Source organism: Streptomyces sp. NBC_01433 (assembly GCF_026340105.1).
Lineage (GTDB): Bacteria > Actinomycetota > Actinomycetes > Streptomycetales > Streptomycetaceae > Streptomyces.
The window spans coordinates 5,742,807-5,765,035 of sequence record NZ_JAPEPM010000001.1; the positions used below are offsets into that span (position 1 = coordinate 5,742,807).

The following is a 22,229-nucleotide window of genomic DNA, read 5'->3' on the forward strand; positions in this document are numbered from 1 at the left end:
CTTACGGTTCCGGTGGGCAATTACACAGCGAGGACGCTGTGAACGACTGGTCTTATTCCGACCGGTCGTTCCGCTCTCGTGATGTGTGTCCCGATTACGGGAAAACATTCACGGAGAGTTTGATCCTGGCTCAGGACGAACGCTGGCGGCGTGCTTAACACATGCAAGTCGAACGATGAAGCCCTTCGGGGTGGATTAGTGGCGAACGGGTGAGTAACACGTGGGCAATCTGCCCTTCACTCTGGGACAAGCCCTGGAAACGGGGTCTAATACCGGATAATACTTCTGCCTGCATGGGTGGGGGTTAAAAGCTCCGGCGGTGAAGGATGAGCCCGCGGCCTATCAGCTTGTTGGTGGGGTAATGGCCTACCAAGGCGACGACGGGTAGCCGGCCTGAGAGGGCGACCGGCCACACTGGGACTGAGACACGGCCCAGACTCCTACGGGAGGCAGCAGTGGGGAATATTGCACAATGGGCGAAAGCCTGATGCAGCGACGCCGCGTGAGGGATGACGGCCTTCGGGTTGTAAACCTCTTTCAGCAGGGAAGAAGCGAGAGTGACGGTACCTGCAGAAGAAGCGCCGGCTAACTACGTGCCAGCAGCCGCGGTAATACGTAGGGCGCAAGCGTTGTCCGGAATTATTGGGCGTAAAGAGCTCGTAGGCGGCTTGTCACGTCGGATGTGAAAGCCCGGGGCTTAACCCCGGGTCTGCATTCGATACGGGCTAGCTAGAGTGTGGTAGGGGAGATCGGAATTCCTGGTGTAGCGGTGAAATGCGCAGATATCAGGAGGAACACCGGTGGCGAAGGCGGATCTCTGGGCCATTACTGACGCTGAGGAGCGAAAGCGTGGGGAGCGAACAGGATTAGATACCCTGGTAGTCCACGCCGTAAACGTTGGGAACTAGGTGTTGGCGACATTCCACGTCGTCGGTGCCGCAGCTAACGCATTAAGTTCCCCGCCTGGGGAGTACGGCCGCAAGGCTAAAACTCAAAGGAATTGACGGGGGCCCGCACAAGCAGCGGAGCATGTGGCTTAATTCGACGCAACGCGAAGAACCTTACCAAGGCTTGACATATACCGGAAAGCATCAGAGATGGTGCCCCCCTTGTGGTCGGTATACAGGTGGTGCATGGCTGTCGTCAGCTCGTGTCGTGAGATGTTGGGTTAAGTCCCGCAACGAGCGCAACCCTTGTTCTGTGTTGCCAGCATGCCCTTCGGGGTGATGGGGACTCACAGGAGACTGCCGGGGTCAACTCGGAGGAAGGTGGGGACGACGTCAAGTCATCATGCCCCTTATGTCTTGGGCTGCACACGTGCTACAATGGCCGGTACAATGAGCTGCGATGCCGCGAGGCGGAGCGAATCTCAAAAAGCCGGTCTCAGTTCGGATTGGGGTCTGCAACTCGACCCCATGAAGTCGGAGTTGCTAGTAATCGCAGATCAGCATTGCTGCGGTGAATACGTTCCCGGGCCTTGTACACACCGCCCGTCACGTCACGAAAGTCGGTAACACCCGAAGCCGGTGGCCCAACCCCTTGTGGGAGGGAGCTGTCGAAGGTGGGACTGGCGATTGGGACGAAGTCGTAACAAGGTAGCCGTACCGGAAGGTGCGGCTGGATCACCTCCTTTCTAAGGAGCACTTCTTACCAGGCTTCGGTTTGGTCAGAGGCCAGTACACCGGCGAATGTTCGGTGCTGGTTGCTCATGGGTGGAACGTTGACTACTCGGCACGACAGGTTGTTTTTCACTAGTACTGCTTCGGCGTGGAACGTGGGGAATGGTCGGTCGGGTCGGGCACGCTGTTGGGTATCTGAGGGTACGGGCTCGTTTGAGTCTGTCCTTCGGTTGCCGGCCCCAGTGAACTCGTCGTATATGACGGGGTGATGGGTGGCTGGTCGTTGTTTGAGAACTGCACAGTGGACGCGAGCATCTGTGGCCAAGTTTTTAAGGGCGCACGGTGGATGCCTTGGCACCAGGAACCGATGAAGGACGTGGGAGGCCACGATAGTCCCCGGGGAGCTGTCAACCAAGCTTTGATCCGGGGGTTTCCGAATGGGGAAACCCGGCAGCCGTCATGGGCTGTCACCCGCTGCTGAACACATAGGCAGTGTGGAGGGAACGAGGGGAAGTGAAACATCTCAGTACCCTCAGGAAGAGAAAACAACCGTGATTCCGGGAGTAGTGGCGAGCGAAACTGGATGAGGCCAAACCGTATGCGTGTGATACCCGGCAGGGGTTGCGCATTCGGGGTTGTGGGATCTCTTTTTCATGGTCTGCCGGCTGTGAGACGAGTCAGAAACCGTTGATGTAGGCGAAGGACATGCGAAAGGTCCGGCGTAGAGGGTAAGACCCCCGTAGCTGAAACATTAACGGCTCGTTTAAGAGACACCCAAGTAGCACGGGGCCCGAGAAATCCCGTGTGAATCTGGCGGGACCACCCGCTAAGCCTAAATATTCCCTGGTGACCGATAGCGGATAGTACCGTGAGGGAATGGTGAAAAGTACCGCGGGAGCGGAGTGAAATAGTACCTGAAACCGTGTGCCTACAAGCCGTGGGAGCGTCGCTGGCAGCACTTGTGCTGTCAGTCGTGACTGCGTGCCTTTTGAAGAATGAGCCTGCGAGTTTGCGGTGTGTTGCGAGGTTAACCCGTGTGGGGAAGCCGTAGCGAAAGCGAGTCCGAATAGGGCGGTTTAGTAGCGCGCTCAAGACCCGAAGCGGAGTGATCTAGCCATGGGCAGGTTGAAGCGGAGGTAAGACTTCGTGGAGGACCGAACCCACCAGGGTTGAAAACCTGGGGGATGACCTGTGGTTAGGGGTGAAAGGCCAATCAAACTCCGTGATAGCTGGTTCTCCCCGAAATGCATTTAGGTGCAGCGTCGTGTGTTTCTTGCCGGAGGTAGAGCACTGGATAGGCGATGGGCCCTACCGGGTTACTGACCTTAGCCAAACTCCGAATGCCGGTAAGTGAGAGCACGGCAGTGAGACTGTGGGGGATAAGCTCCATGGTCGAGAGGGAAACAGCCCAGAGCATCGACTAAGGCCCCTAAGCGTACGCTAAGTGGGAAAGGATGTGGAGTCGCAGAGACAACCAGGAGGTTGGCTTAGAAGCAGCCACCCTTGAAAGAGTGCGTAATAGCTCACTGGTCAAGTGATTCCGCGCCGACAATGTAGCGGGGCTCAAGCGTACCGCCGAAGTCGTGTCATTCGTACATATATCCCCAACGGGAGTACGGATGGGTAGGGGAGCGTCGTGTGCCGGGTGAAGCAGCCGCGGAAGCGAGTTGTGGACGGTTCACGAGTGAGAATGCAGGCATGAGTAGCGATACACACGTGAGAAACGTGTGCGCCGATTGACTAAGGGTTCCTGGGTCAAGCTGATCTGCCCAGGGTAAGTCGGGACCTAAGGCGAGGCCGACAGGCGTAGTCGATGGACAACCGGTTGATATTCCGGTACCCGCTTTGAAACGCCCAGTACTGAATCAGGCGATGCTAAGTCCGTGAAGCCGGCCCGATCTCTTCGGAGTTGAGGGTAGTGGTGGAGCCGATGAACCAGACTTGTAGTAGGTAAGCGATGGGGTGACGCAGGAAGGTAGTCCAGCCCGGGCGGTGGTAGTCCCGGGGTAAGGGTGTAGCCCGTGTGGTAGGTAAATCCGTCACACATATAAGGGTGAGACCTGATGCCGAGCCGATTGTGGTGAAGTGGATGATCCTATGCTGTCGAGAAAAGCCTCTAGCGAGTTTCATGGCGGCCCGTACCCTAAACCGACTCAGGTAGTCAGGTAGAGAATACCGAGGCGTTCGGGTGAACTATGGTTAAGGAACTCGGCAAAATGCCCCCGTAACTTCGGGAGAAGGGGGGCCATCACCGGTGAGGGAACTTGCTTCCTGAGCTGGGGGTGGCCGCAGAGACCAGCGAGAAGCGACTGTTTACTAAAAACACAGGTCCGTGCGAAGCCGTAAGGCGATGTATACGGACTGACGCCTGCCCGGTGCTGGAACGTTAAGGGGACCGGTTAGTGCACTTTCGGGTGTGCGAAGCTGAGAACTTAAGCGCCAGTAAACGGCGGTGGTAACTATAACCATCCTAAGGTAGCGAAATTCCTTGTCGGGTAAGTTCCGACCTGCACGAATGGCGTAACGACTTCTCGACTGTCTCAACCATAGGCCCGGTGAAATTGCACTACGAGTAAAGATGCTCGTTTCGCGCAGCAGGACGGAAAGACCCCGGGACCTTTACTATAGTTTGATATTGGTGTTCGGTTCGGCTTGTGTAGGATAGGTGGGAGACTTTGAAGCGGCCACGCCAGTGGTTGTGGAGTCGTCGTTGAAATACCACTCTGGTCGTGCTGGATGTCTAACCTGGGTCCGTGATCCGGATCAGGGACAGTGTCTGATGGGTAGTTTAACTGGGGCGGTTGCCTCCTAAAGAGTAACGGAGGCGCCCAAAGGTTCCCTCAGCCTGGTTGGCAATCAGGTGTTGAGTGTAAGTGCACAAGGGAGCTTGACTGTGAGACCGACGGGTCGAGCAGGGACGAAAGTCGGGACTAGTGATCCGGCAGTGGCTTGTGGAAGCGCTGTCGCTCAACGGATAAAAGGTACCCCGGGGATAACAGGCTGATCTTCCCCAAGAGTCCATATCGACGGGATGGTTTGGCACCTCGATGTCGGCTCGTCGCATCCTGGGGCTGGAGTCGGTCCCAAGGGTTGGGCTGTTCGCCCATTAAAGCGGTACGCGAGCTGGGTTTAGAACGTCGTGAGACAGTTCGGTCCCTATCCGCTGTGCGCGTAGGAATATTGAGAAGGGCTGTCCCTAGTACGAGAGGACCGGGACGGACGAACCTCTGGTGTGCCAGTTGTCCTGCCAAGGGCATGGCTGGTTGGCTACGTTCGGAAAGGATAACCGCTGAAAGCATCTAAGCGGGAAGCCTGCTTCGAGATGAGTATTCCCACCCTCTTGAGGGGTTAAGGCTCCCAGTAGACGACTGGGTTGATAGGCCAGATGTGGAAGCCCGGTAACGGGTGGAGCTGACTGGTACTAATAGGCCGAGGGCTTGTCCTCAGTTGCTCGCGTCCACTGTGTTAGTTCTGAAATAACGAACGGCCGTGTTGTGTTCCGGTGTTGGTTAATTTCATAGTGTTTCGGTGGTCATTGCGTTAGGGAAACGCCCGGTTACATTCCGAACCCGGAAGCTAAGCCTTTCAGCGCCGATGGTACTGCAGGGGGGACCCTGTGGGAGAGTAGGACGCCGCCGAACAATTTTTCCGGGAAAGCCCCGTACCGCAAGGTACGGGGCTTTTCTGCGTTCACGGGTCTTTCGCCTGCACTCGCGTACCCCTGTGCATCCGTCGACGGTCGCTGAGGGTAGGGTCAGGGGGCATCATTGGCACGTTCTTCACAGGAGGCCCCCGGGTGGAGGTCCAGGAGACTCGGGTTCAGACGGACCGGGTCCTCACCATCCCCAACATCCTCAGCATGGCTCGCCTGGTCGGCGTACCGCTCTTCCTGTGGCTGATTCTGCGCCCCGTGTTCGGTGGGCCAACCAGTGACGGCTGGGCGCTGTTGGTACTGATGCTCAGCGGCATCAGCGACTATCTCGACGGTAAGCTCGCGCGCCGGTGGAACCAGATCAGTAGCCTCGGGAGGCTCCTGGACCCGGCTGCTGACCGCCTCTACATCCTTTCGACTCTTGTCGGGCTCACCTGGCGGGAGATCCTGCCGCTGTGGCTCACGGCCGCACTTCTGGCCCGAGAGCTGATGTTGCTGGTGATGGTGGGAATCCTGCGTCGCCATGGCTATCCGCCGCCGCAGGTGAACTTCCTCGGGAAAGCTGCAACGTTCAACCTGATGTACGCGTTCCCCTTGTTGCTGCTCAGTGATGGAAGTGGTTGGCTGGCAACGCTGGCCGCCATTTTCGGATGGGCGTTCGCAGGATGGGGTACAACACTCTATTGGTGGGCAGGGATCCTCTACGTGGTTCAGGTCCGCCGACTGGTCAAGGCGGATGCAGTAGCCGATTGAGCTCGTTGATGCGGTGTCGCGCAGTGTGGCCGGCCCGCGGTTGATGTCTTGGAACCTGCCCCGACGGGCATAGTCGGCTAGCCGTCGTCTCTTCTAGGAGGACGTTTCCGACATGAAGGCCGTCGTGATGGCTGGTGGAGAAGGCACTCGCCTTCGCCCCATGACCTCAAGCATGCCCAAGCCGCTATTGCCCGTGGCCAATCGGCCGATCATGGAGCATGTGCTGCGGCTGCTCAAGCGGCATGGGCTCAACGAGACAGTCGTAACCGTCCAGTTCCTCGCCTCGCTCGTCAAGAACTATTTCGGCGACGGCGAAGAACTCGGAATGGAGCTCACCTACGCCAACGAGGAGAAGCCGCTCGGCACCGCGGGGAGCGTGAAGAATGCCGAGGAAGCGCTCAAGGACGATACGTTCCTCGTCATTTCCGGTGACGCACTCACGGACTTCGACCTGACCGACCTCATCGCCTTCCACAAAGCGAAGGGCGGACTGGTCACGGTCTGTCTGACGAGGGTCCCCAATCCCCTGGAATTCGGGATCACGATCGTCGACGAGGACGGACAGGTCGAGCGTTTCCTGGAGAAGCCCACATGGGGCCAGGTCTTCTCGGACACCGTCAACACGGGCATCTATGTCATGGAGCCCGAGGTGTTCGACTACGTCCAGGCAGACACCTCCGTGGACTGGTCGGGTGATGTCTTCCCCCAGCTCATGAAGGAAGGCAAGCCGATCTACGGCTATATCGCCGAGGGCTACTGGGAAGACGTGGGCACCCACGAGAGCTATGTGAAGGCCCAGGCCGATGTGCTGGAGCGCAAGGTCGACGTCGAAATCGACGGCTTCGAGATCTCGCCCGGCGTATGGGTCGCGGAGGGCGCGGAGGTCCACCCGGACGCCGTGCTGCGCGGGCCGCTCTACATCGGTGACTACGCCAAGATCGAGGCGGACGTCGAGATCCGGGAGCACACGGTCGTGGGGTCGAACGTCGTCGTGAAGACGGGGGCGTTCCTGCACAAGGCGGTGGTGCACGACAACGTGTACATCGGCCAGCACAGCAACCTGCGCGGCTGTGTGATCGGAAAGAACACCGACATCATGCGGGCGGCCCGCATCGAGGACGGCGCCGTCATCGGCGACGAGTGCCTGGTCGGCGAGGAATCGATCATTCAGGGCAATGTGCGGGTGTACCCGTTCAAGACCATCGAGGCCGGCGCCTTCGTCAATACCTCGGTGATCTGGGAGTCCCGCGGGCAGGCGCATCTGTTCGGCGCCCGTGGCGTCTCCGGAATCCTGAACGTCGAGATCACTCCCGAGCTGGCGGTGCGGCTGGCAGGTGCCTATGCCACGACGCTGAAGAAGGGCTCGACGGTCACGACCGCGCGTGACCACTCGCGTGGTGCCCGTGCGCTGAAGCGAGCGGTCATCTCCGCTCTCCAGACCAGCGCCATCGATGTCAGGGACCTGGAGAACGTGCCGTTGCCCGTGGCCCGCCAGCAGACGGCACGGGGCAGCGCGGGCGGCATCATGATTCGTACGTCCCCCGGAGTGCCCGACTCGGTGGACATCATGTTCTTCGACGAACGGGGCGCCGATCTCTCCCAGGCGCGACAGCGCAAGCTGGACCGCGTCTATGCCCGCCAGGAATACCGTAGGGCCTTCCCCGGTGAGATCGGGGACCTGTACTTCCCGTCCAGCGTCTTCGACTCGTACACCGGCTCCCTGCTCCGCAACGTCGACACCACCGGTATCACCGAGGCGGCGCTCAAGGTCGTCGTCGATGCCTCCAACGGCAGTGCCGGGCTCGTTCTGCCCAGCCTCCTCGGGCGGCTCGGTGTGGACGCGCTGACCATCAACCCGGGGCTCGACGAGTCGCGGCCCACCGAGTCGGCCGAGACCCGGCGGGCCGGGCTCGTACGGCTCGGAGAGATCGTGTCCTCGGCGCGGGCCGCGTTCGGGGTGCGGTTCGACCCCGTGGGGGAGCGTCTGTCGCTGGTCGACGAGCGTGGCCGGATCATCGAGGACGACCGGGCCCTGCTCGTGATGCTCGATCTGGTGGCCGCCGAGCGGCGCAGCGGACGGGTGGCCCTGCCCGTGACGACCACACGCGTCGCCGAGCAGGTGGCGGCCTACCACGGCACCCAGGTGGAGTGGACGACCACCTCGCCCGACGACCTGACCAGGGTGGCCCGCGAGGAGACCACCATCTTCGGAGGAGACGGGCGCGGCGGCTTCATCGTTCCCGAATTCAGCAGCGTTTTCGACGGTTCCGCCGCGTTCGTGCGGCTCATCGGACTCGTCGCCCGTACACAGCTCACGCTCAGCCAGATCGATGCCCGTATACCGCGTGCCCATGTGCTGCGGCGCGACCTGGCGACGCCCTGGGCGGTCAAGGGACTCGTCATGCGGCGTGTGGTCGAGGCCGCGGGGGACCGCAGCGTGGATACCACGGACGGGGTCCGGGTGGTCGAGGCCGACGGACGGTGGGTGATGGTGCTGCCCGACCGGGCCGAGGCCGTCACGCATCTGTGGGCCGAAGGCCCCGACGACGCCTCGGCGCAGGCCCTGCTCGACGAGTGGTCCGCGATCGTGGACAGCGCGGGCAACTGATGTGAGAGCGGTGCACCGGGAGTTGTCGTGCCGCGGCTCCCGGTGCACCGGTGGGGCCATTCGGCGGTAGCCGTAGTGACGTGCGACGATGTGCGGCATGTCGCAGCAGCCCCCCGATCGGAGCATCGCCCCGCCACCCGCACGCCCCGACGCTTCGATGTCGCTGCTGACCAATGTGATGGACCACAGCCTCGATGACGGGTACGCCGAAGCGACGGCCCGTCGCAAGGCCGACGGGAGCGCGGGCCTGCCCCGCACGCTCAAGTCGAAACTTGGTCTGGCGGCCGGACTGGTGGTGGCGGCTCTGGTGGTCACCCTCGGTGCCGCCGAGGCAAGGGTGTCGGCGCCGGTCGTGGCCAAGGAGCGCGAAGAGCTCATCGACCGTATCGACGCGGAGACCACCGCGGCGGACACGCTGGAGTCGGACGTCGAGCAGCTGCGCGCCGATGTGGGCGAACGGCAGCGCAAGGCGCTCGAACGGCACGGCGGGGACCAGGGCCAGCTCGTGGCGCTGCTGTCCGGTGCCACCCCGGTCGAGGGGCCAGGTGTGAAGCTCGTCGTCGACGATGCCAAGGACACCGACCAGGGCGGCGGCGGGCCGCGTGAGTCGACCGGCTTCGCCGACACCGGACGGGTGCGCGACCGGGACATGCAACGCGTCGTCAATGGCCTCTGGGAGTCCGGCGCGGAGGCCATCGCCATCAACGGCCAGCGACTGACAGCGCTGTCGGCCATCCGCGCGGCGGGCGACGCCATACTGGTCGACAACAGGCCGCTCGTACCGCCGTACACGGTGCTCGCGGTGGGGGACGGCAAGAAGCTCCGCACCGCGTTCCAGGACAGCGCCGATGGCCAGTATCTGCACGCGCTGCAGGAGAGCTTCGATATCCGTACGAGCATTTCCGATCAGGGGAAGGTGCGGCTTCCGGCTGCGCCGAGCCTGATCGTCCGTACAGCAGAGCCGAAGTCCACCGGCACCGGCAGTGGCGCGGCAGACACAGGGAAGGGCACATCGTGATCGCCGTACTGGGCCTCGTGGTGGGAGTCGTGGTCGGACTGTTGGTCCGGCCCGAGGTTCCGGCGGTGGTCGAGCCCTATCTGCCGATCGCCGTGGTGGCCGCGCTCGACGCCGTATTCGGAGGGCTGCGGGCCATGCTCGACGGCATCTTCGTCGACAAGGTCTTCGTGGTGTCGTTCCTGTCCAACGTCGTGGTGGCCGCACTGATCGTGTTCCTCGGCGACAAACTGGGTGTCGGTGCCCAGCTCTCCACCGGTGTGGTGGTGGTGCTCGGCATCCGGATCTTCTCCAACGCCGCCGCCATCCGCCGGCACGTCTTCCGGGCTTGAGGCCGATGAGTAACGAAGAATCCCCCCGTAGCGAGGAGCGCACCGGCGACGAGCCGGTCGACGCACCCGCGTCCACGCAGGCGCCCAAGGAGATCTCCGGACGCCAGCGGCTGCTGGCCGGTCTGTGGCCGCCCCGGGTGAGCCGTGCTCAACTCATCGTGGCGCTCCTGCTGTTCGTCCTCGGTCTGGGGCTGGCCATCCAGGTCCGGTCCAACAGCGACAACAGCGCCCTGCGTGGCGCGCGGCAGGAGGACCTGATCCGGATCCTCGACGAGGTCGACGACCGGACGCAGCGTCTGGAGGACGAGAAGCAGCGTCTGGACGATCAGCGTACGGAGCTGGAGAACAGCTCCGACCAGGCCGAGGAGGCCCGGAAGCAGACGCTGGAAAAGGAGCGGCAGCTCGGTGTCCTCGCCGGTACTGTGGCCGCGCACGGCCCCGGCATCACGTTGACGATCAATGATCCCGGTGGTGCTGTCGCGGCCGACATGCTGCTCGACGCCATCCAGGAGCTTCGTGCGGCCGGTGCCGAGGCGATCGAGGTCAACGGCGTGCGCGTGGTGGCCAATACGTACTTCGCCGGGGACGGCGGCGACATCCAGGTCGACGGGAAGAAGATCGAAGCACCTTATGAGTTCAAGGTGATCGGCAAGCCGCAGGACCTGGAGCCGGCGCTCAACATTCCCGGCGGCGTGGTCCAGACGCTGGAGAAGGAACAGGCCACCGCTGTTGTGGAGCGGTCGGAAGACATCGTCGTGGACGCCTTGCGACCGGCGAAGCAGCCTGACTACGCTCGGTCGTCGTCGCAGTGAGCCACCGGCGCATGGGGACGGAAGGACACGGGCAGGAGGTTGCGGGGGGTCGGCGCAACGGATTGGTGGCGCGTGGTGGAAACTGTCGGGTGGATACGGACGTTGTGAAGATGTCCGGGTCGGCAGGTGTGTTCATTCAGGGTTCGTCCTGCCCCACGGGCGGGTCTATGTCGGTCAAGGGGAATCGCCCGTGAAGTTTTTTGCGAAGTTGTTCGGGAAGAGTGCACGCGAGGACAGCAACAGCGCTGCCCGCCACCGTGCTCCGCGCCATGGCCAGGGCGAGGAGCAGGGCGGGGAGCGTCCGCTCTTCCGTGATGAAGTATCCGGTTCCGCCGGTGACGGCCCGGGTGCGCCCGGCGTGTCGTCCGGTGACCCCGCCGGTGCCGGACGCATAGGTTCCGGCGCACCGTCGGGCTCGTCCATGCCGGTCTGTACGAGGTGCGGGCACCGCAACGCCGAGGCCAGCCGTTTCTGCTCCAATTGCGGTGCGCCGCTGCGGGGCGGGATCCCCGAGCGCGCCTCGGAGACGACGTCGACGATCTCGATCTCCGGTCTTGAGGCGTACGAGGCGGAGGCGACGGGCCAGACCGCCCTGCCTTCCCTCTCGCCGGAGGCCCAGGCGGCCGTCGACGCCCTGCCCGGCGGTTCCGCGCTGCTGGTGGTGCGCCGCGGCCCGAACTCAGGTAGCCGTTTCCTGCTGGACGGGGATCTGACCACGGCCGGCCGGCACCCGCAGAGCGACATCTTCCTCGACGATGTGACCGTGTCGCGGCGCCATGTGGAGTTCCGCAGGAACCCGGACACGAGTTTCACCGTGAGTGATGTCGGCAGCCTCAATGGCACCTACGTCAACCGTGAGCGCATCGATTCCGTCGCGCTGTCCAATGGTGACGAAGTCCAGATCGGTAAGTACCGGCTGGTCTTCTACCCGAGCCAGCGGGGCGTGTGACCCTCCCGAAACTCCGTCCGGGGGGACCCCCAGGAAGGCCCATGCTGCGAACACCGACAGGCGGTGCCGGTCACGGCACCGCCACCGCGGACGCCCGCTCGATGAGCATCGGTACGGTGCTTCTCCAGTTGCGCGACGAGTTTCCCGAAGTCACCATCTCCAAGATCCGATTTCTGGAAGCCGAGGGGCTCATCGAGCCGCAGCGGACGCCTTCCGGGTACCGGAAGTTCAGCCCCGGCGATGTCGAGCGGCTCGCGCAGGTGCTCCGCATGCAGCGGGATCACTATCTTCCGTTGAAGGTCATCCGGGGGCATCTCGACGCCCTGGCCAGGGGCGAGCAGCCCGTGCTGCCCACCCCGGGCGGCCAGCGGGATCTCTCCGACGGCCTGTGGGACTCCGGCCCCAGCACCCCGACCGCCGTGCGGATCGGGCGCGCCGAGCTGCTCGCGGCGGCCGAGGTCGGTGAGGAGCAGCTCGACGAGTGGGAGTCGTACGGGCTGATCGTGGCCATGCCGGAGGGCGGCTACGACGCCGAGACGGTCACCGTGGCGAGACTTGTGGCGGATCTGGGGCGGTTCGGTCTGGAACCTCGTCATCTGCGGGCCATGAGGGCTGCCGCCGACCGCGAGGCCGGGCTGATCGAACAGGTGGTCGCACCCTTGCGTCGACACCGGAATCCGCAGACCAGAGCACATGCGGAGGCCACCGCGACGGAGCTCGCGGAGCTTTCCGTGCGGCTGCACGCGGCCCTTGTGCAGACGGCTCTGCAGGTCCGACTCCACTGACCATGGAGGAGCCCGACTACCCAAACATGGCGGGCACGTCCTAGGGTTGCTGTGTGAACGAGCTTGACGTTGTCGGTGTCCGGGTGGAAATGCCCTCCAACCAACCGATCGTTCTCCTGCGTGAAGTGGGAGGCGACCGGTACCTCCCCATTTGGATCGGTCCTGGGGAGGCGACCGCGATCGCCTTCGCTCAGCAGGGAATGGCTCCGGCCAGGCCGCTGACCCATGATCTTTTCAAGGATGTGCTTGAGGCCGTCGGCCAGGAGCTCACCGAGGTCCGCATCACGGACCTCCGCGAAGGCGTTTTCTACGCGGAGCTGGTCTTCGCCAGCGGGGTCGAGGTGAGCGCCCGGCCGTCCGACGCCATAGCGCTCGCCCTGCGGACCGGAACGCCGATCTACGGCAGTGACGGCGTGCTGGACGATGCGGGGATCGCCATCCCCGACGAGCAGGAGGACGAGGTGGAGAAGTTCCGCGAATTCCTCGACCAGATCTCGCCGGAGGACTTCGGTACCAACAGTCAGTGACCGTCCCGCAGGGGTGTCGTCAGCGCATCCGACAAGCCTTTCCCGGTAGCGAGACACGGGAAACCACCCTCAGGGTGATTATCACTCGGCGTGCCGAGTGTGGCGATCGTTGACGCACCCCAAGTGACTGCCTACCTTCGAGTGGGCAGGTCAAGGACGGAGGTCGGCGTGAGAAGCAGCGGCGACGGTACGGCAGCGGGCGGGCCGTATCCGCAGCACGGCAGTGCAGCCGACCACACCATCAGGCAGCCGGTTCAGCCGGCTGCGGTGGCGGTGGACGGCGTGGCAGCAGCGAGTGATATCGGCTATCGCGGACCGACGGCATGTGCGGCGGCGGGAATCACCTACCGCCAGCTCGACTACTGGGCGCGCACGGGGCTGGTCGAGCCGAGCGTGCGTCCGGCGTACGGCTCGGGTACCCAGCGTCTCTACAGTTTCCGGGACGTGGTCCTCCTCAAGATCGTCAAGCGGTTCCTGGACACCGGGGTCGCTCTGCAGAACATCCGTACGACGGTCCAGCATCTGCGGGCCCGGGGGTTCCAGGATCTTGAGCGGATGACCTTGATGAGCGACGGCGCGACGGTCTACGAGTGCTCCTCGCCCGCCGAGGTCGTGGCCCTGCTGCAAGGCGGGCAGGGGATCTTCGGGATCGCTGTCGGTGTGGTGTGGAGGGACGTGGACGCGGCACTGTCCCAGTTGCACGGCGAGCGGATCGACACCGGTGAGACGCTGGTCGGCAACAACCCCACCGATGAACTCGCGCGCCGGCGCAACCGCGCCGGATGAGCGGCTGACCGGATCGGCGGCGGCTACGGCACTGACAACGCGACCGCCCGGCACCCCGTGGGGTGCCGGGCGGTCGCGTTGTCAGTGCCGTAGGGCAGCATCGGTCAGGTGAGAGCCGCGCCCACCATCCTCCATCTGGACATGGATGCCTTCTACGCCTCGGCGGAGCAGGCATCCAAGCCGAGCCTGCGCGGCAAGCCGGTGGTCGTCGGGGGGCTCGGGCCGCGCGGAGTGGTCGCCACCGCGTCGTACGAGGCACGGCGCCTGGGTGTGCACTCGGCGATGCCGACGGCGCAGGCCCGCAGGCTGGCACCGAACGCGGCCTACCTCGTACCGCGCTTCGCGCTGTACCGGACCGTGAGCGACCAGGTGATGGAGCTGCTGGGCAGGCTGTCACCGTTGGTGGAGCCGCTCAGCCTGGACGAGGCATTCGTCGATCTGGAGGCGGGCGGGGTCGCGGACGACTCGGAGTCGGCGCGGGTGATGGGCGAGCAGTTGCGTGCCGCCATCCACGCGGTGACGGGGCTCAGCGGATCCGTCGGGCTCGCCGGGTCCAAGATGCTGGCCAAGATCGCCTCGGAGGAGGCCAAGCCGGACGGGCTGCTGCTCATCGAGCCGGGCACCGAACGGGAGCTGCTGGCGCCGATGCCGGTGCGGATCCTGCCGGGAGTCGGCCCTGCCACCGGGGACCATCTGCGGCGGGCCGGCATGACCACCGTCCACGACCTGGCCGAGGCGGGCGAGGCGGAGCTCGTACGGCTGGTGGGCAGGGCTCACGGTGTCTCGCTGCACCGGATGGCCCTGGGGCTGGACGACCGTCCCGTCGTCGCCGAGCGGGACGCCAAATCCGTATCGGTCGAGGACACCTTCGACATCGACCTGCACGACCGGGTGCGGGTGCGCACGGAGGTGGAGCGGCTGGCGGGCCGGTGTGTGGAGCGGCTGCGGGCGGCGGAGCGCTCCGGGCGCACGGTGGTGCTCAAGGTGCGCCGGTACGACTTCTCGACCCTGACCCGCTCCGAGACCCTCAGAGGGCCCACGGACGACCCCACAGTGGTGCGTGAGGCGGCCGCGAGGCTGCTGGAGGCAGTGGACACCACCGGGGGCGTACGGCTCCTGGGAGTGGGCGTCACGGGGCTCGCCGACTTCACCCAGGAGGATCTCTTCGCGCAGGCCGCCGATGCCCGGCACGCGGCGGAGGCGGAGGCCCAGGAAAGCACGGCGGCGGACGACGGCACGATGGACACCGGGGCCGCCGTGGAGGAAGCGGCGCAGGAGAGCGCCGAGCTGCTCGCCGCCCGGCTCTGGCCGGCCGGACACGACGTACGGCACGAGACGCACGGCCACGGCTGGGTGCAGGGGAGCGGGGTGGGCCGGGTGACGGTTCGGTTCGAGGAGCCGGGCGACGAACCCGGCCGTGTACGTACGTTCCGCGTCGACGACCCGGAGCTGAGTCCGGCCGATCCGCTGCCGTTGGTGCGGGACCCCGCCGACTATTCCTCCTGGCCGGCCAGCTTGCCGAAGTCGCGGTCCGGCCCGGTCTCCTCCGTGGGCGGGGAGTCCAGCCCGTAATGGCGGTAGAGCTGCAGTTCCTGCTCCGGGGAGAGATGCCGGCCGACGCCGAAGTCGGGCGCGTCCTTGATCAACGCGCGGTCGAAGGGAATCCGCAGCGAATCCCCGACGAGCTCGCTCGGTTCCAGGGGGACGAAGGCGTCTCTGCTGAAGAGTCCGGTGCGCACGGCCGCCCACTCCGGGACTCCGGTCGCATCGTCCAGATAGACCTCATCAACCGTTCCGATCTTGGCGCCCTCGCGGTCGAATGCCTTGCGGCCGATCAGGCTGCGCGGATCGATGTCGGTCTGCACGGTGCCTCCCACTGGTCGCAACTGCTCGGGTGGTCGCAACTACTCCACAAGCACTACAAAAGTGCAGATCCCAGGCATTGGCCACTCGAGAAATCCGGCACGGACCCCGCTGGTAGGCTGGCAGATGGCTGCTGACCCCGTGCGGGAGAGTCCTCCGGTGCAGAATCCGGAGGCGCCGAAGGAGCAAATCCTCCCCGGAATCTCTCAGGCCCCCGTACCGCACGGATGAGGTCACTCTGGAAAGCAGGGCGGGTTTCGTGCGGGCATGTGCCGGGACGGATCCCTCCCTCACCGACGGTGAAAGCCGGTGTGCCGTGAGGCGGGCCGGTGAAGCTCTCAGGTTGAGATGACAGAGGGGGAGGCCGTTCGGGCACCCACGCCGTGGTGCCCCTCGCAGGTCGTGACAGACCAGGAGGCCTCCATCATGACCCCCCGTCGCACCCCGCTCTCCCAGCTGGAACAGGGCATTCCGTTCGAGCAGCGCCACATAGGGCCCGATGGTGCGGCCCAGGCGAAGATGCTCGCCCAGGTCGGCTACGGCTCGCTCGACGAGCTCACCGCCGCCGCGGTGCCCGACGTGATCAAGAGCGCGGAGGCCCTGAAGCTTCCGTCGGCCCGTACCGAGGCCGAGGTACTGGCCGAACTGCGCTCGCTCGCCGACCGCAACCAGGTGCTCGCCCCGATGATCGGGCTCGGCTACTACGGCACGTTCACCCCGCCGGTGATCCTGCGCAACGTCATGGAGAACCCCGCCTGGTACACGGCCTACACGCCGTACCAGCCGGAGATCTCCCAGGGGCGGCTCGAAGCCCTCCTCAACTTCCAGACGATGGTCGCCGAGCTGACCGGGCTGCCCACCTCCGGCGCCTCCCTGCTCGACGAGGGCACCGCGGCCGCCGAGGCCATGGCGCTGGCACGGCGTGTCGGCAAGGTCAAGAACGGCGTCTTCCTGGTCGACGCGGACACCCTGCCGCAGACCGTCGCCGTGATCGAGACCCGCGCGGAGCCGACCGGTGTCGAGGTCGTCGTCGCCGACCTCACCGGCGGTATCCCGGCGGAGCTCGTGGAACGCGGCGTCTTCGGCGTGCTGCTCCAGTACCCCGGTGCCTCCGGAGCCGTCCGCGACATCAAGCCCGTGATCGAGCAGGCCCACGAGCTCGGTGCGATCGTCACCGTGGCCGCCGACCTGCTGGCGCTCACCCTGCTCACCTCGCCCGGCGAGCTGGGCGCGGACATCGCGGTCGGCACCACCCAGCGCTTCGGCGTGCCGATGGGCTTCGGCGGTCCGCACGCCGGGTTCATGGCCGTCCGGGAGAAGTTCGCCCGCAGCCTGCCCGGCCGCCTCGTCGGCGTCTCCGTCGACGCCGACGGCAACAAGGCGTACCGCCTGGCCCTGCAGACCCGCGAGCAGCACATCCGCCGCGAGAAGGCCACCAGCAACATCTGTACCGCGCAGGTGCTGCTCGCCGTCATGGCCGGGATGTACGCCGTCTACCACGGCCCCGAGGGGCTGCGGACGATCGCCCGGCGCACCCACCGCTACGCCATGATCCTGGCCGAGGGCCTGCGTCGGGCCGGCGCCGACGTCGTGCACGGCGCGTTCTTCGACACCCTGACCGTGCGGGTGCCCGGCAAGGCCGCCGCTGTGGTCGCCGACGCCCGCGAGCGCGGGGTCAACCTGCGCCTCGTCGACGCGGACCTGGTCTCCCTCTCCTGCGACGAGACCACGACCCGTACCCAGGTCTCCGCCGTCTGGGCCGCCTTCGGTGCCGACGGCGACATCGAGGCACTGGACGCCGCGGCCGCCGACACGCTGCCCGACACCCTGCTGCGCGACGACGACATCCTCACCCACCCGGTCTTCCACCAGCACCGCTCCGAGACCGCGATGCTGCGCTACCTGCGCAAGCTCGCCGACCGGGACTACGCGCTGGACCGCGGCATGATCCCGCTCGGCTCCTGCACCATGAAGCTGAACGCGACCGCCGAGATGGAGTCGATCACCTGGCCCGAGTTCGGCGCGCTGCACCCCTTCGCCCCCGCCGAGCAGGCGCAGGGCTTCCTCACCCTCATCCGTGAGCTGGAGGAGAGGCTCGCCGAGGTCACCGGCTACGACGCCGTGTCGATCCAGCCCAACGCGGGTTCGCAGGGTGAGTTCGCCGGTCTGCTGGCCGTCCGGGCGTACCACCGGGCCAACGGCGACGACCGGCGCACGGTGTGTCTCATTCCGTCCTCGGCCCACGGCACCAATGCCGCGAGCGCCGTCATGGCGGGCATGAAGGTCGTCGTGGTGAAGACCGCCGACGACGGCGAGGTCGACATCGCGGACCTGCGCGCCAAGATCGAGCTGCACCGCGACGAGCTGGCCGTGCTCATGATCACGTACCCGTCGACGCACGGCGTCTTCGAGGAGCACGTCGCCGCCATCTGCGGTGAGGTGCACGACGCGGGCGGCCAGGTGTACGTCGACGGCGCCAACCTCAACGCGCTGGTCGGCCTGGCCAAGCCCGGCAAGTTCGGTGGCGACGTCTCGCACCTGAACCTGCACAAGACCTTCTGCATCCCGCACGGCGGCGGTGGCCCCGGTGTCGGCCCGGTAGGCGTCCGCGCGCACCTCGCGCCGTACCTCCCCAACCACCCGCTCCAGCCCGCCGCGGGCCCGGAGACCGGCATCGGCCCGATCTCGGCCGCCCCGTGGGGCTCGGCCGGCATCCTGCCGATCTCGTGGGCGTACGTCCGGCTGATGGGTGGCGAGGGCCTGAAGCGTGCGACGCAGGTCGCCGTGCTCGCCGCCAACTACATCGCCAAGCGCCTGGAGCCGCACTTCCCGATCCTGTACAACGGCCCGGCCGGACTGGTCGCGCACGAGTGCATCGTGGATCTGCGGCCGATCTCCAAGGCGACCGGAGTCAGCATCGACGATGTCGCCAAGCGTCTGATCGACTACGGCTTCCACTCGCCGACCATGTCGTTCCCGGTGGCCGGGACGCTGATGATCGAGCCGACCGAGAGCGAGAACCTCGCCGAGCTCGACCGTTTCTGCGACACCATGATCGCCATTCGCGGCGAGATCGAGAAGGTCGCTTCGGGCGAGTGGAGTGCGGACGACAACCCGCTGTGCAACGCCCCGCACACGGCGGCCGCGCTCGGTGACGAGTGGACGCACGCCTACAGCCGTGAGGAGGCCGTCTTCCCGGCCGGGGTGTCGGCCGCGGACAAGTACTGGCCGCCGGTGCGCCGGATCGACGGTGCCTTCGGCGACCGCAACCTGGTCTGCTCCTGCCCGCCGCTGGACGAGTACGACAACTGACGGATGCCGTAGGGCATGTGCGGACATGCGTCGGGGCCGGTGCGGAGTTTCTCCGGGCCGGCCCCCTTCGTACGGCCGCGGTCAGGCGGCTTTCATCACCCGGCCGACCCCCAGCGGCCGGTGCGGGGCGATGATCTGCCCGTTCGGCAGCAGCTCACCGGTGTCCTCGAAGAGCAGGACGCCGTTGCACAGGAGGCTCCAGCCCTGTTCCGGGTGGTGGGACGTCAGGCGCGCGGCTTCCCGGTCGGCGGAGTCGGCGGTCGGGCAGGGTGGCTGGTGCTGGCACATGGCTGGGTTCTTTCGCTGCGTCGATTCGAATGTCCTGCGGCTGGCTGAGGTGTTCATGGCCGCCCCCGTATCGGTCGGTCCGGTCCCAGTGTTGCCCTACGGGCGTCATTCCGCAGGGATTTCACCGCAGCTCCTGTCTTCCTCTCATGACGCATCACCCGGCAGGACGGTTCAGCGCAACGACACTGTCCCTTTGGGTGGTTCGGGGTGGCCGGACCGGGCTAGTCCGGACGGGTAGGAACGCGCCCCCGCGGTTCCCCGTCCCACCACCTCGTGTTCGGCGGGACGGGGAACCGCGGGGGCGTACGGGGCGCGGGAGGGCGGGCCGGCTCAGGCCGAACTGAGCAGCGGGCCCGGAGTGACGCGCAGGGTCATCACCGGAAGCAGATCGGCGACGCGGTGCGGCCGGTGCGCGGCGATACCCGGCGGGGCGGGCGCCAGGGGCACCAGCACATCGGTCGGGGCCAGGGTACCGCCGGAGGGATCGGCCTCGAAGTCGCCGTGCAGCCACAGCGTGAGCATGTAGAGCTCCGGGATGGACAGCAGGCGCGCCTGGTACGCGGAGGCCGACGTCTCCGCCTGCCGTACGGCCAGTTCCGTCGAGGCGAGGTAGGGCCCCTCGAAGAAATGGGAGAACGCCCAGCCGTCCGGGGTGAGCATCGTGTCCGCCGCCGCGACGGCGCGCTCCTCGCTGCGGATCAGGAACCGCCATGCGGCGAGACGGGTACGGGGCGCGGTATCACTCGCCACGATCCGTTCCAGTACGTGGACGGGGAGCGGGAGTTCGGGGCTCAGCGGTCCCTGGACGGACCGTAGAGCGGGTGTACGGGCTTCGCGGACTGCGGTGGGAGAACCGAGTGCGGCGAGAACGCTGCGCAGCGCGGGCGCGGGAGCCGGAGGAACATGCAGCGGCATAGTGGGTTGCCTCTCACTTCGGAGACACGGTGATGCGTGGGTGGGTGCAGACGGCGCTGTCGGCATGCGGGGGCCAGAGGAGGCCGGGACCGGGCCGGTTGCGTCAACTCTCTGCCTCGCCCGCGGAGTTTATACGAAAAGTGTTCCCTCGATGCTTCAGCTAGCCGTTTCGGATATGGCCCGCAAGGTGGCATCAGGACTTTGAATTGTGGAGTTTATGATGATTCCGGCCGTCCTGTTCGTCCCTCGCCTGGGACTTTTCCGATGCAGCGGTAGGCCGAAACTCATCGGTGTTTCCACCACGTGCCTCTCGGCCGAAACCCCACATTGCCGCATGCCGACGGAATGTGCCCGCCCGCTCCCGTCGAAGACTAGCGGGTGTCCGGCGTCCGCGGGGCGTTATGGATCACCTCGACTGGGCATTATCGATCGTGATGCGAGCGGCCTGGGCCGCGGGCCGCGCACACGGGAGGAGGGACTCTTCGATGGGGGAGAAGGTCGTGGCGGGAGCCTTTGACCTGTCCGATCGGCAGACGTACCGCAGAAAGCTCAACCAGTGCCTGGAGGGGCTGGGGAGACTGCTGGCGGAGCGGAGCTTCGATCGCCCCAGGAACCTCATGGGGCTGGAGATAGAGCTGAATCTGGCGGGCTCCGACGGTATGCCGAGGATGCGGAATGCGCAGGTGCTCCAGCGCATCGCGAGCCAGGATTTCCAGACCGAACTGGGGATGTTCAATCTGGAAGTGAATATTGTTCCGCACCGGCTCAGCGGACGGGTTTTCGACCAGCTGTCGGAGGAGCTGCGCACCGGGCTCGCCTATGCCCATCGGAAGGCGGGCGAGGTCGATGCGGGGATCGTGATGATCGGAATCCTGCCGACACTCGGCAGGCAGGACGTGGTGTCGGCGAACCTCTCCGAAGCGGAACGCTACACGCTGCTCAACGATCAAATGTCGGCGGCCCGGGGGGAGGATTTCGACCTCGATATCGCAGGCGTGGAGCGGCTGGTCTGTACCTCGCCCTCGATCGCCCCCGAATCGGCCTGCACCTCGGTGCAATTGCACCTTCAGGTGACACCCGAGCGGTTCGCGGACGTCTGGAACGCCGCCCAGGCCGTCGCGTCCGTCCAGATCGCGCTCGGTGCCAACGCGCCCTTCCTGTTCGGCAAGGAGCTGTGGCGGGAGTCGAGGCCACCGCTGTTCCAGCAGGCCACCGACGTACGGCCGCCCGAGCTGCGGAACCAGGGGGTGCGGCCGAGGACCTGGTTCGGGGAGCGGTGGATCAGTTCCGCGTACGAGCTCTTCGAGGAGAACCTGCGGTACTTCCCGCCGCTGCTGCCGATCTGCGACGACGAGGAACCCCTGCGGGTCCTGGACGAGGGCGGGGTGCCGACGCTCGCCGAGCTCGTGCTGCACAACGGCACGGTCTACCGCTGGAACCGGCCGGTGTACGGGATCGCGGACGGCGTTCCCCACCTGCGCGTGGAGAACCGGGTCCTGCCGGCCGGGCCCACCGTGACGGACGTGATCGCCAACGCCGCGTTCTACTACGGGCTGGTACGGGCCCTGGCCGGGGAGTCCCGGCCGGTGTGGACCAAGCTGCCCTTCGAGGCCGCCGCGGAGAACTTCGACGCCGCCTGCCGCCACGGCATCGACGCCGAACTGCTCTGGCCGTGCTCCGGCCGTTCCGGTGGGATCACCAAGGTGCCGGCCGTCAAGCTCGTACGCGACGAGCTGCTGCCGCTCGCCGCCGCCGGGCTCGACGCCTGGAACATCGAGCCCGCGGACCGCGACCTCTACCTCGGCGTCATCGAAGAGCGGTGCAGGCGACGCGTCAACGGAGCCTCCTGGCAGGTCGCCACGTACCACCGGGCGCTGGAGGCCGGACTGGAACGCGACGCGGCACTGGCGGCCACCACCCGGCGCTACGCCGAGCTGATGCGGACGGGTGATCCGGTGCACACCTGGCCGACCGGGTTCCCGGCACCCTGACGCGGGGCGCGGGCCGCGGGCC

15 protein-coding genes, 3 rRNA genes and 1 riboswitch are annotated in these 22,229 nt (G+C 65.8%); of the genes, 15 read left to right on the forward strand and 3 right to left on the reverse strand.

Features of this window, described 5'->3' with window-relative positions:
• The first annotated feature begins 107 nt into the window (after positions 1-107).
• The 13 genes from OG413_RS25730 to OG413_RS25790 all read left to right on the forward strand — a co-directional run bounded on the left by OG413_RS25730 (position 108) and on the right by OG413_RS25790 (position 15,410).
• Positions 108-1,633, forward strand: a 16S ribosomal RNA gene (locus OG413_RS25730).
• A 305-nt stretch (positions 1,634-1,938) separates the two neighbouring features.
• Positions 1,939-5,064: ribosomal RNA gene (locus OG413_RS25735) — 23S ribosomal RNA — on the forward strand.
• Positions 5,065-5,143: 79 nt separating this feature from the next.
• A 5S ribosomal RNA gene (gene rrf, locus OG413_RS25740) occupies positions 5,144-5,260 on the forward strand.
• Together the 16S, 23S and 5S rRNA genes form the textbook arrangement of a ribosomal RNA operon.
• A 155-nt stretch (positions 5,261-5,415) precedes the next feature.
• Positions 5,416-6,024, forward strand: a complete 609-nt coding sequence (locus OG413_RS25745) for a CDP-alcohol phosphatidyltransferase family protein (protein ID WP_073722888.1) — start codon at positions 5,416-5,418, stop codon at positions 6,022-6,024.
• A gap of 112 nt (positions 6,025-6,136) precedes the next feature.
• Positions 6,137-8,632: a mannose-1-phosphate guanyltransferase gene (locus OG413_RS25750; protein ID WP_266809136.1), complete on the forward strand. Its 2,496-nt coding sequence runs from the start codon at positions 6,137-6,139 to the stop codon at positions 8,630-8,632.
• Positions 8,633-8,729: 97 nt separating this feature from the next.
• Positions 8,730-9,650 carry a DUF881 domain-containing protein gene (locus OG413_RS25755; RefSeq protein ID WP_266809137.1) on the forward strand — a complete coding sequence of 307 codons (921 nt, stop codon included), beginning with the start codon at positions 8,730-8,732 and terminating at the stop codon, positions 9,648-9,650.
• Positions 9,647-9,979, forward strand: coding sequence for a small basic family protein (locus OG413_RS25760; RefSeq protein ID WP_003970459.1), 333 nt, complete (start codon positions 9,647-9,649; stop codon positions 9,977-9,979). The genes OG413_RS25755 and OG413_RS25760 overlap by 4 nt, the downstream gene beginning before the upstream one ends.
• Before the next feature lie 5 nt (positions 9,980-9,984).
• Positions 9,985-10,791: a DUF881 domain-containing protein gene (locus OG413_RS25765; RefSeq protein ID WP_266809139.1), complete on the forward strand. Its 807-nt coding sequence runs from the start codon at positions 9,985-9,987 to the stop codon at positions 10,789-10,791.
• A gap of 190 nt (positions 10,792-10,981) precedes the next feature.
• The gene (locus OG413_RS25770; RefSeq protein WP_266809141.1) at positions 10,982-11,740 is read left to right on the forward strand and encodes an FHA domain-containing protein; all 759 of its coding nucleotides are present in this window, start codon (positions 10,982-10,984) and stop codon (positions 11,738-11,740) included.
• 41 nt (positions 11,741-11,781) lie between these two features.
• On the forward strand, positions 11,782-12,525 hold the full coding sequence (locus OG413_RS25775) for a MerR family transcriptional regulator (protein ID WP_266809143.1): 744 nt from the start codon (positions 11,782-11,784) through the stop codon (positions 12,523-12,525).
• 53 nt (positions 12,526-12,578) lie between these two features.
• Positions 12,579-13,052, forward strand: a complete 474-nt coding sequence (locus OG413_RS25780) for a bifunctional nuclease family protein (RefSeq protein WP_006123076.1) — start codon at positions 12,579-12,581, stop codon at positions 13,050-13,052.
• 168 nt (positions 13,053-13,220) lie between these two features.
• Positions 13,221-13,838, forward strand: a complete 618-nt coding sequence (locus tag OG413_RS25785) for a MerR family transcriptional regulator (RefSeq protein WP_266809145.1) — start codon at positions 13,221-13,223, stop codon at positions 13,836-13,838.
• Positions 13,839-13,946: 108 nt separating this feature from the next.
• Positions 13,947-15,410 (forward strand): DNA polymerase IV, encoded by a 1,464-nt coding sequence (locus OG413_RS25790; protein WP_266809147.1) that lies wholly within the window; start codon positions 13,947-13,949, stop codon positions 15,408-15,410.
• Here OG413_RS25790 and OG413_RS25795 read toward each other — a convergent pair.
• A complete protein-coding gene (locus OG413_RS25795) occupies positions 15,332-15,703 on the reverse strand; it encodes a PRC-barrel domain-containing protein (RefSeq protein ID WP_266809149.1) in 372 nt (123 codons plus the stop codon). The genes OG413_RS25790 and OG413_RS25795 overlap by 79 nt on opposite strands.
• Positions 15,704-15,835: 132 nt before the next feature.
• Positions 15,836-15,933: riboswitch (glycine riboswitch) on the forward strand.
• 194 nt (positions 15,934-16,127) lie between these two features.
• Between OG413_RS25795 and gcvP the strand changes: the two genes are divergently transcribed.
• The gene (gene gcvP / locus OG413_RS25800) at positions 16,128-19,013 is read left to right on the forward strand and encodes an aminomethyl-transferring glycine dehydrogenase (protein WP_266809151.1); all 2,886 of its coding nucleotides are present in this window, start codon (positions 16,128-16,130) and stop codon (positions 19,011-19,013) included.
• A gap of 81 nt (positions 19,014-19,094) precedes the next feature.
• Here the strand turns inward: gcvP and OG413_RS25805 are convergent, their stop codons facing one another.
• Positions 19,095-19,301, reverse strand: a complete 207-nt coding sequence (locus tag OG413_RS25805; RefSeq protein ID WP_323137894.1) for a DUF5999 family protein — start codon at positions 19,299-19,301, stop codon at positions 19,095-19,097.
• Positions 19,302-19,631: 330 nt separating this feature from the next.
• Complete coding sequence (locus OG413_RS25810; protein WP_266809155.1) at positions 19,632-20,216, reverse strand: hypothetical protein; 585 nt, start codon at positions 20,214-20,216, stop codon at positions 19,632-19,634.
• Between the two features lie 485 nt (positions 20,217-20,701).
• Here OG413_RS25810 and OG413_RS25815 point away from each other — a divergent pair, with 485 nt between their 5' ends.
• Positions 20,702-22,207: a glutamate-cysteine ligase family protein gene (locus tag OG413_RS25815; protein ID WP_266809157.1), complete on the forward strand. Its 1,506-nt coding sequence runs from the start codon at positions 20,702-20,704 to the stop codon at positions 22,205-22,207.
• Positions 22,208-22,229: the final 22 nt, after the last annotated feature.

Bases quoted from the DNA above. Each gene is read 5' to 3' on its own strand.
- OG413_RS25755 (WP_266809137.1), top strand. From the start codon at position 8,730: ATGTCGCAGCAGCCCCCCGATCGGAGCATCGCCCCGCCACCCGCACGC.
- OG413_RS25810 (WP_266809155.1), bottom strand. From the start codon at position 20,216: ATGCCGCTGCATGTTCCTCCGGCTCCCGCGCCCGCGCTGCGCAGCGTT.
- OG413_RS25765 (WP_266809139.1), top strand. From the start codon at position 9,985: ATGAGTAACGAAGAATCCCCCCGTAGCGAGGAGCGCACCGGCGACGAG.
- OG413_RS25775 (WP_266809143.1), top strand. From the start codon at position 11,782: ATGCTGCGAACACCGACAGGCGGTGCCGGTCACGGCACCGCCACCGCG.
- OG413_RS25805 (WP_323137894.1), bottom strand. From the start codon at position 19,301: ATGTGCCAGCACCAGCCACCCTGCCCGACCGCCGACTCCGCCGACCGG.
- OG413_RS25815 (WP_266809157.1), top strand. From the start codon at position 20,702: ATGGGGGAGAAGGTCGTGGCGGGAGCCTTTGACCTGTCCGATCGGCAG.
- OG413_RS25750 (WP_266809136.1), top strand. From the start codon at position 6,137: ATGAAGGCCGTCGTGATGGCTGGTGGAGAAGGCACTCGCCTTCGCCCC.
- gcvP (WP_266809151.1), top strand. From the start codon at position 16,128: ATGACCCCCCGTCGCACCCCGCTCTCCCAGCTGGAACAGGGCATTCCG.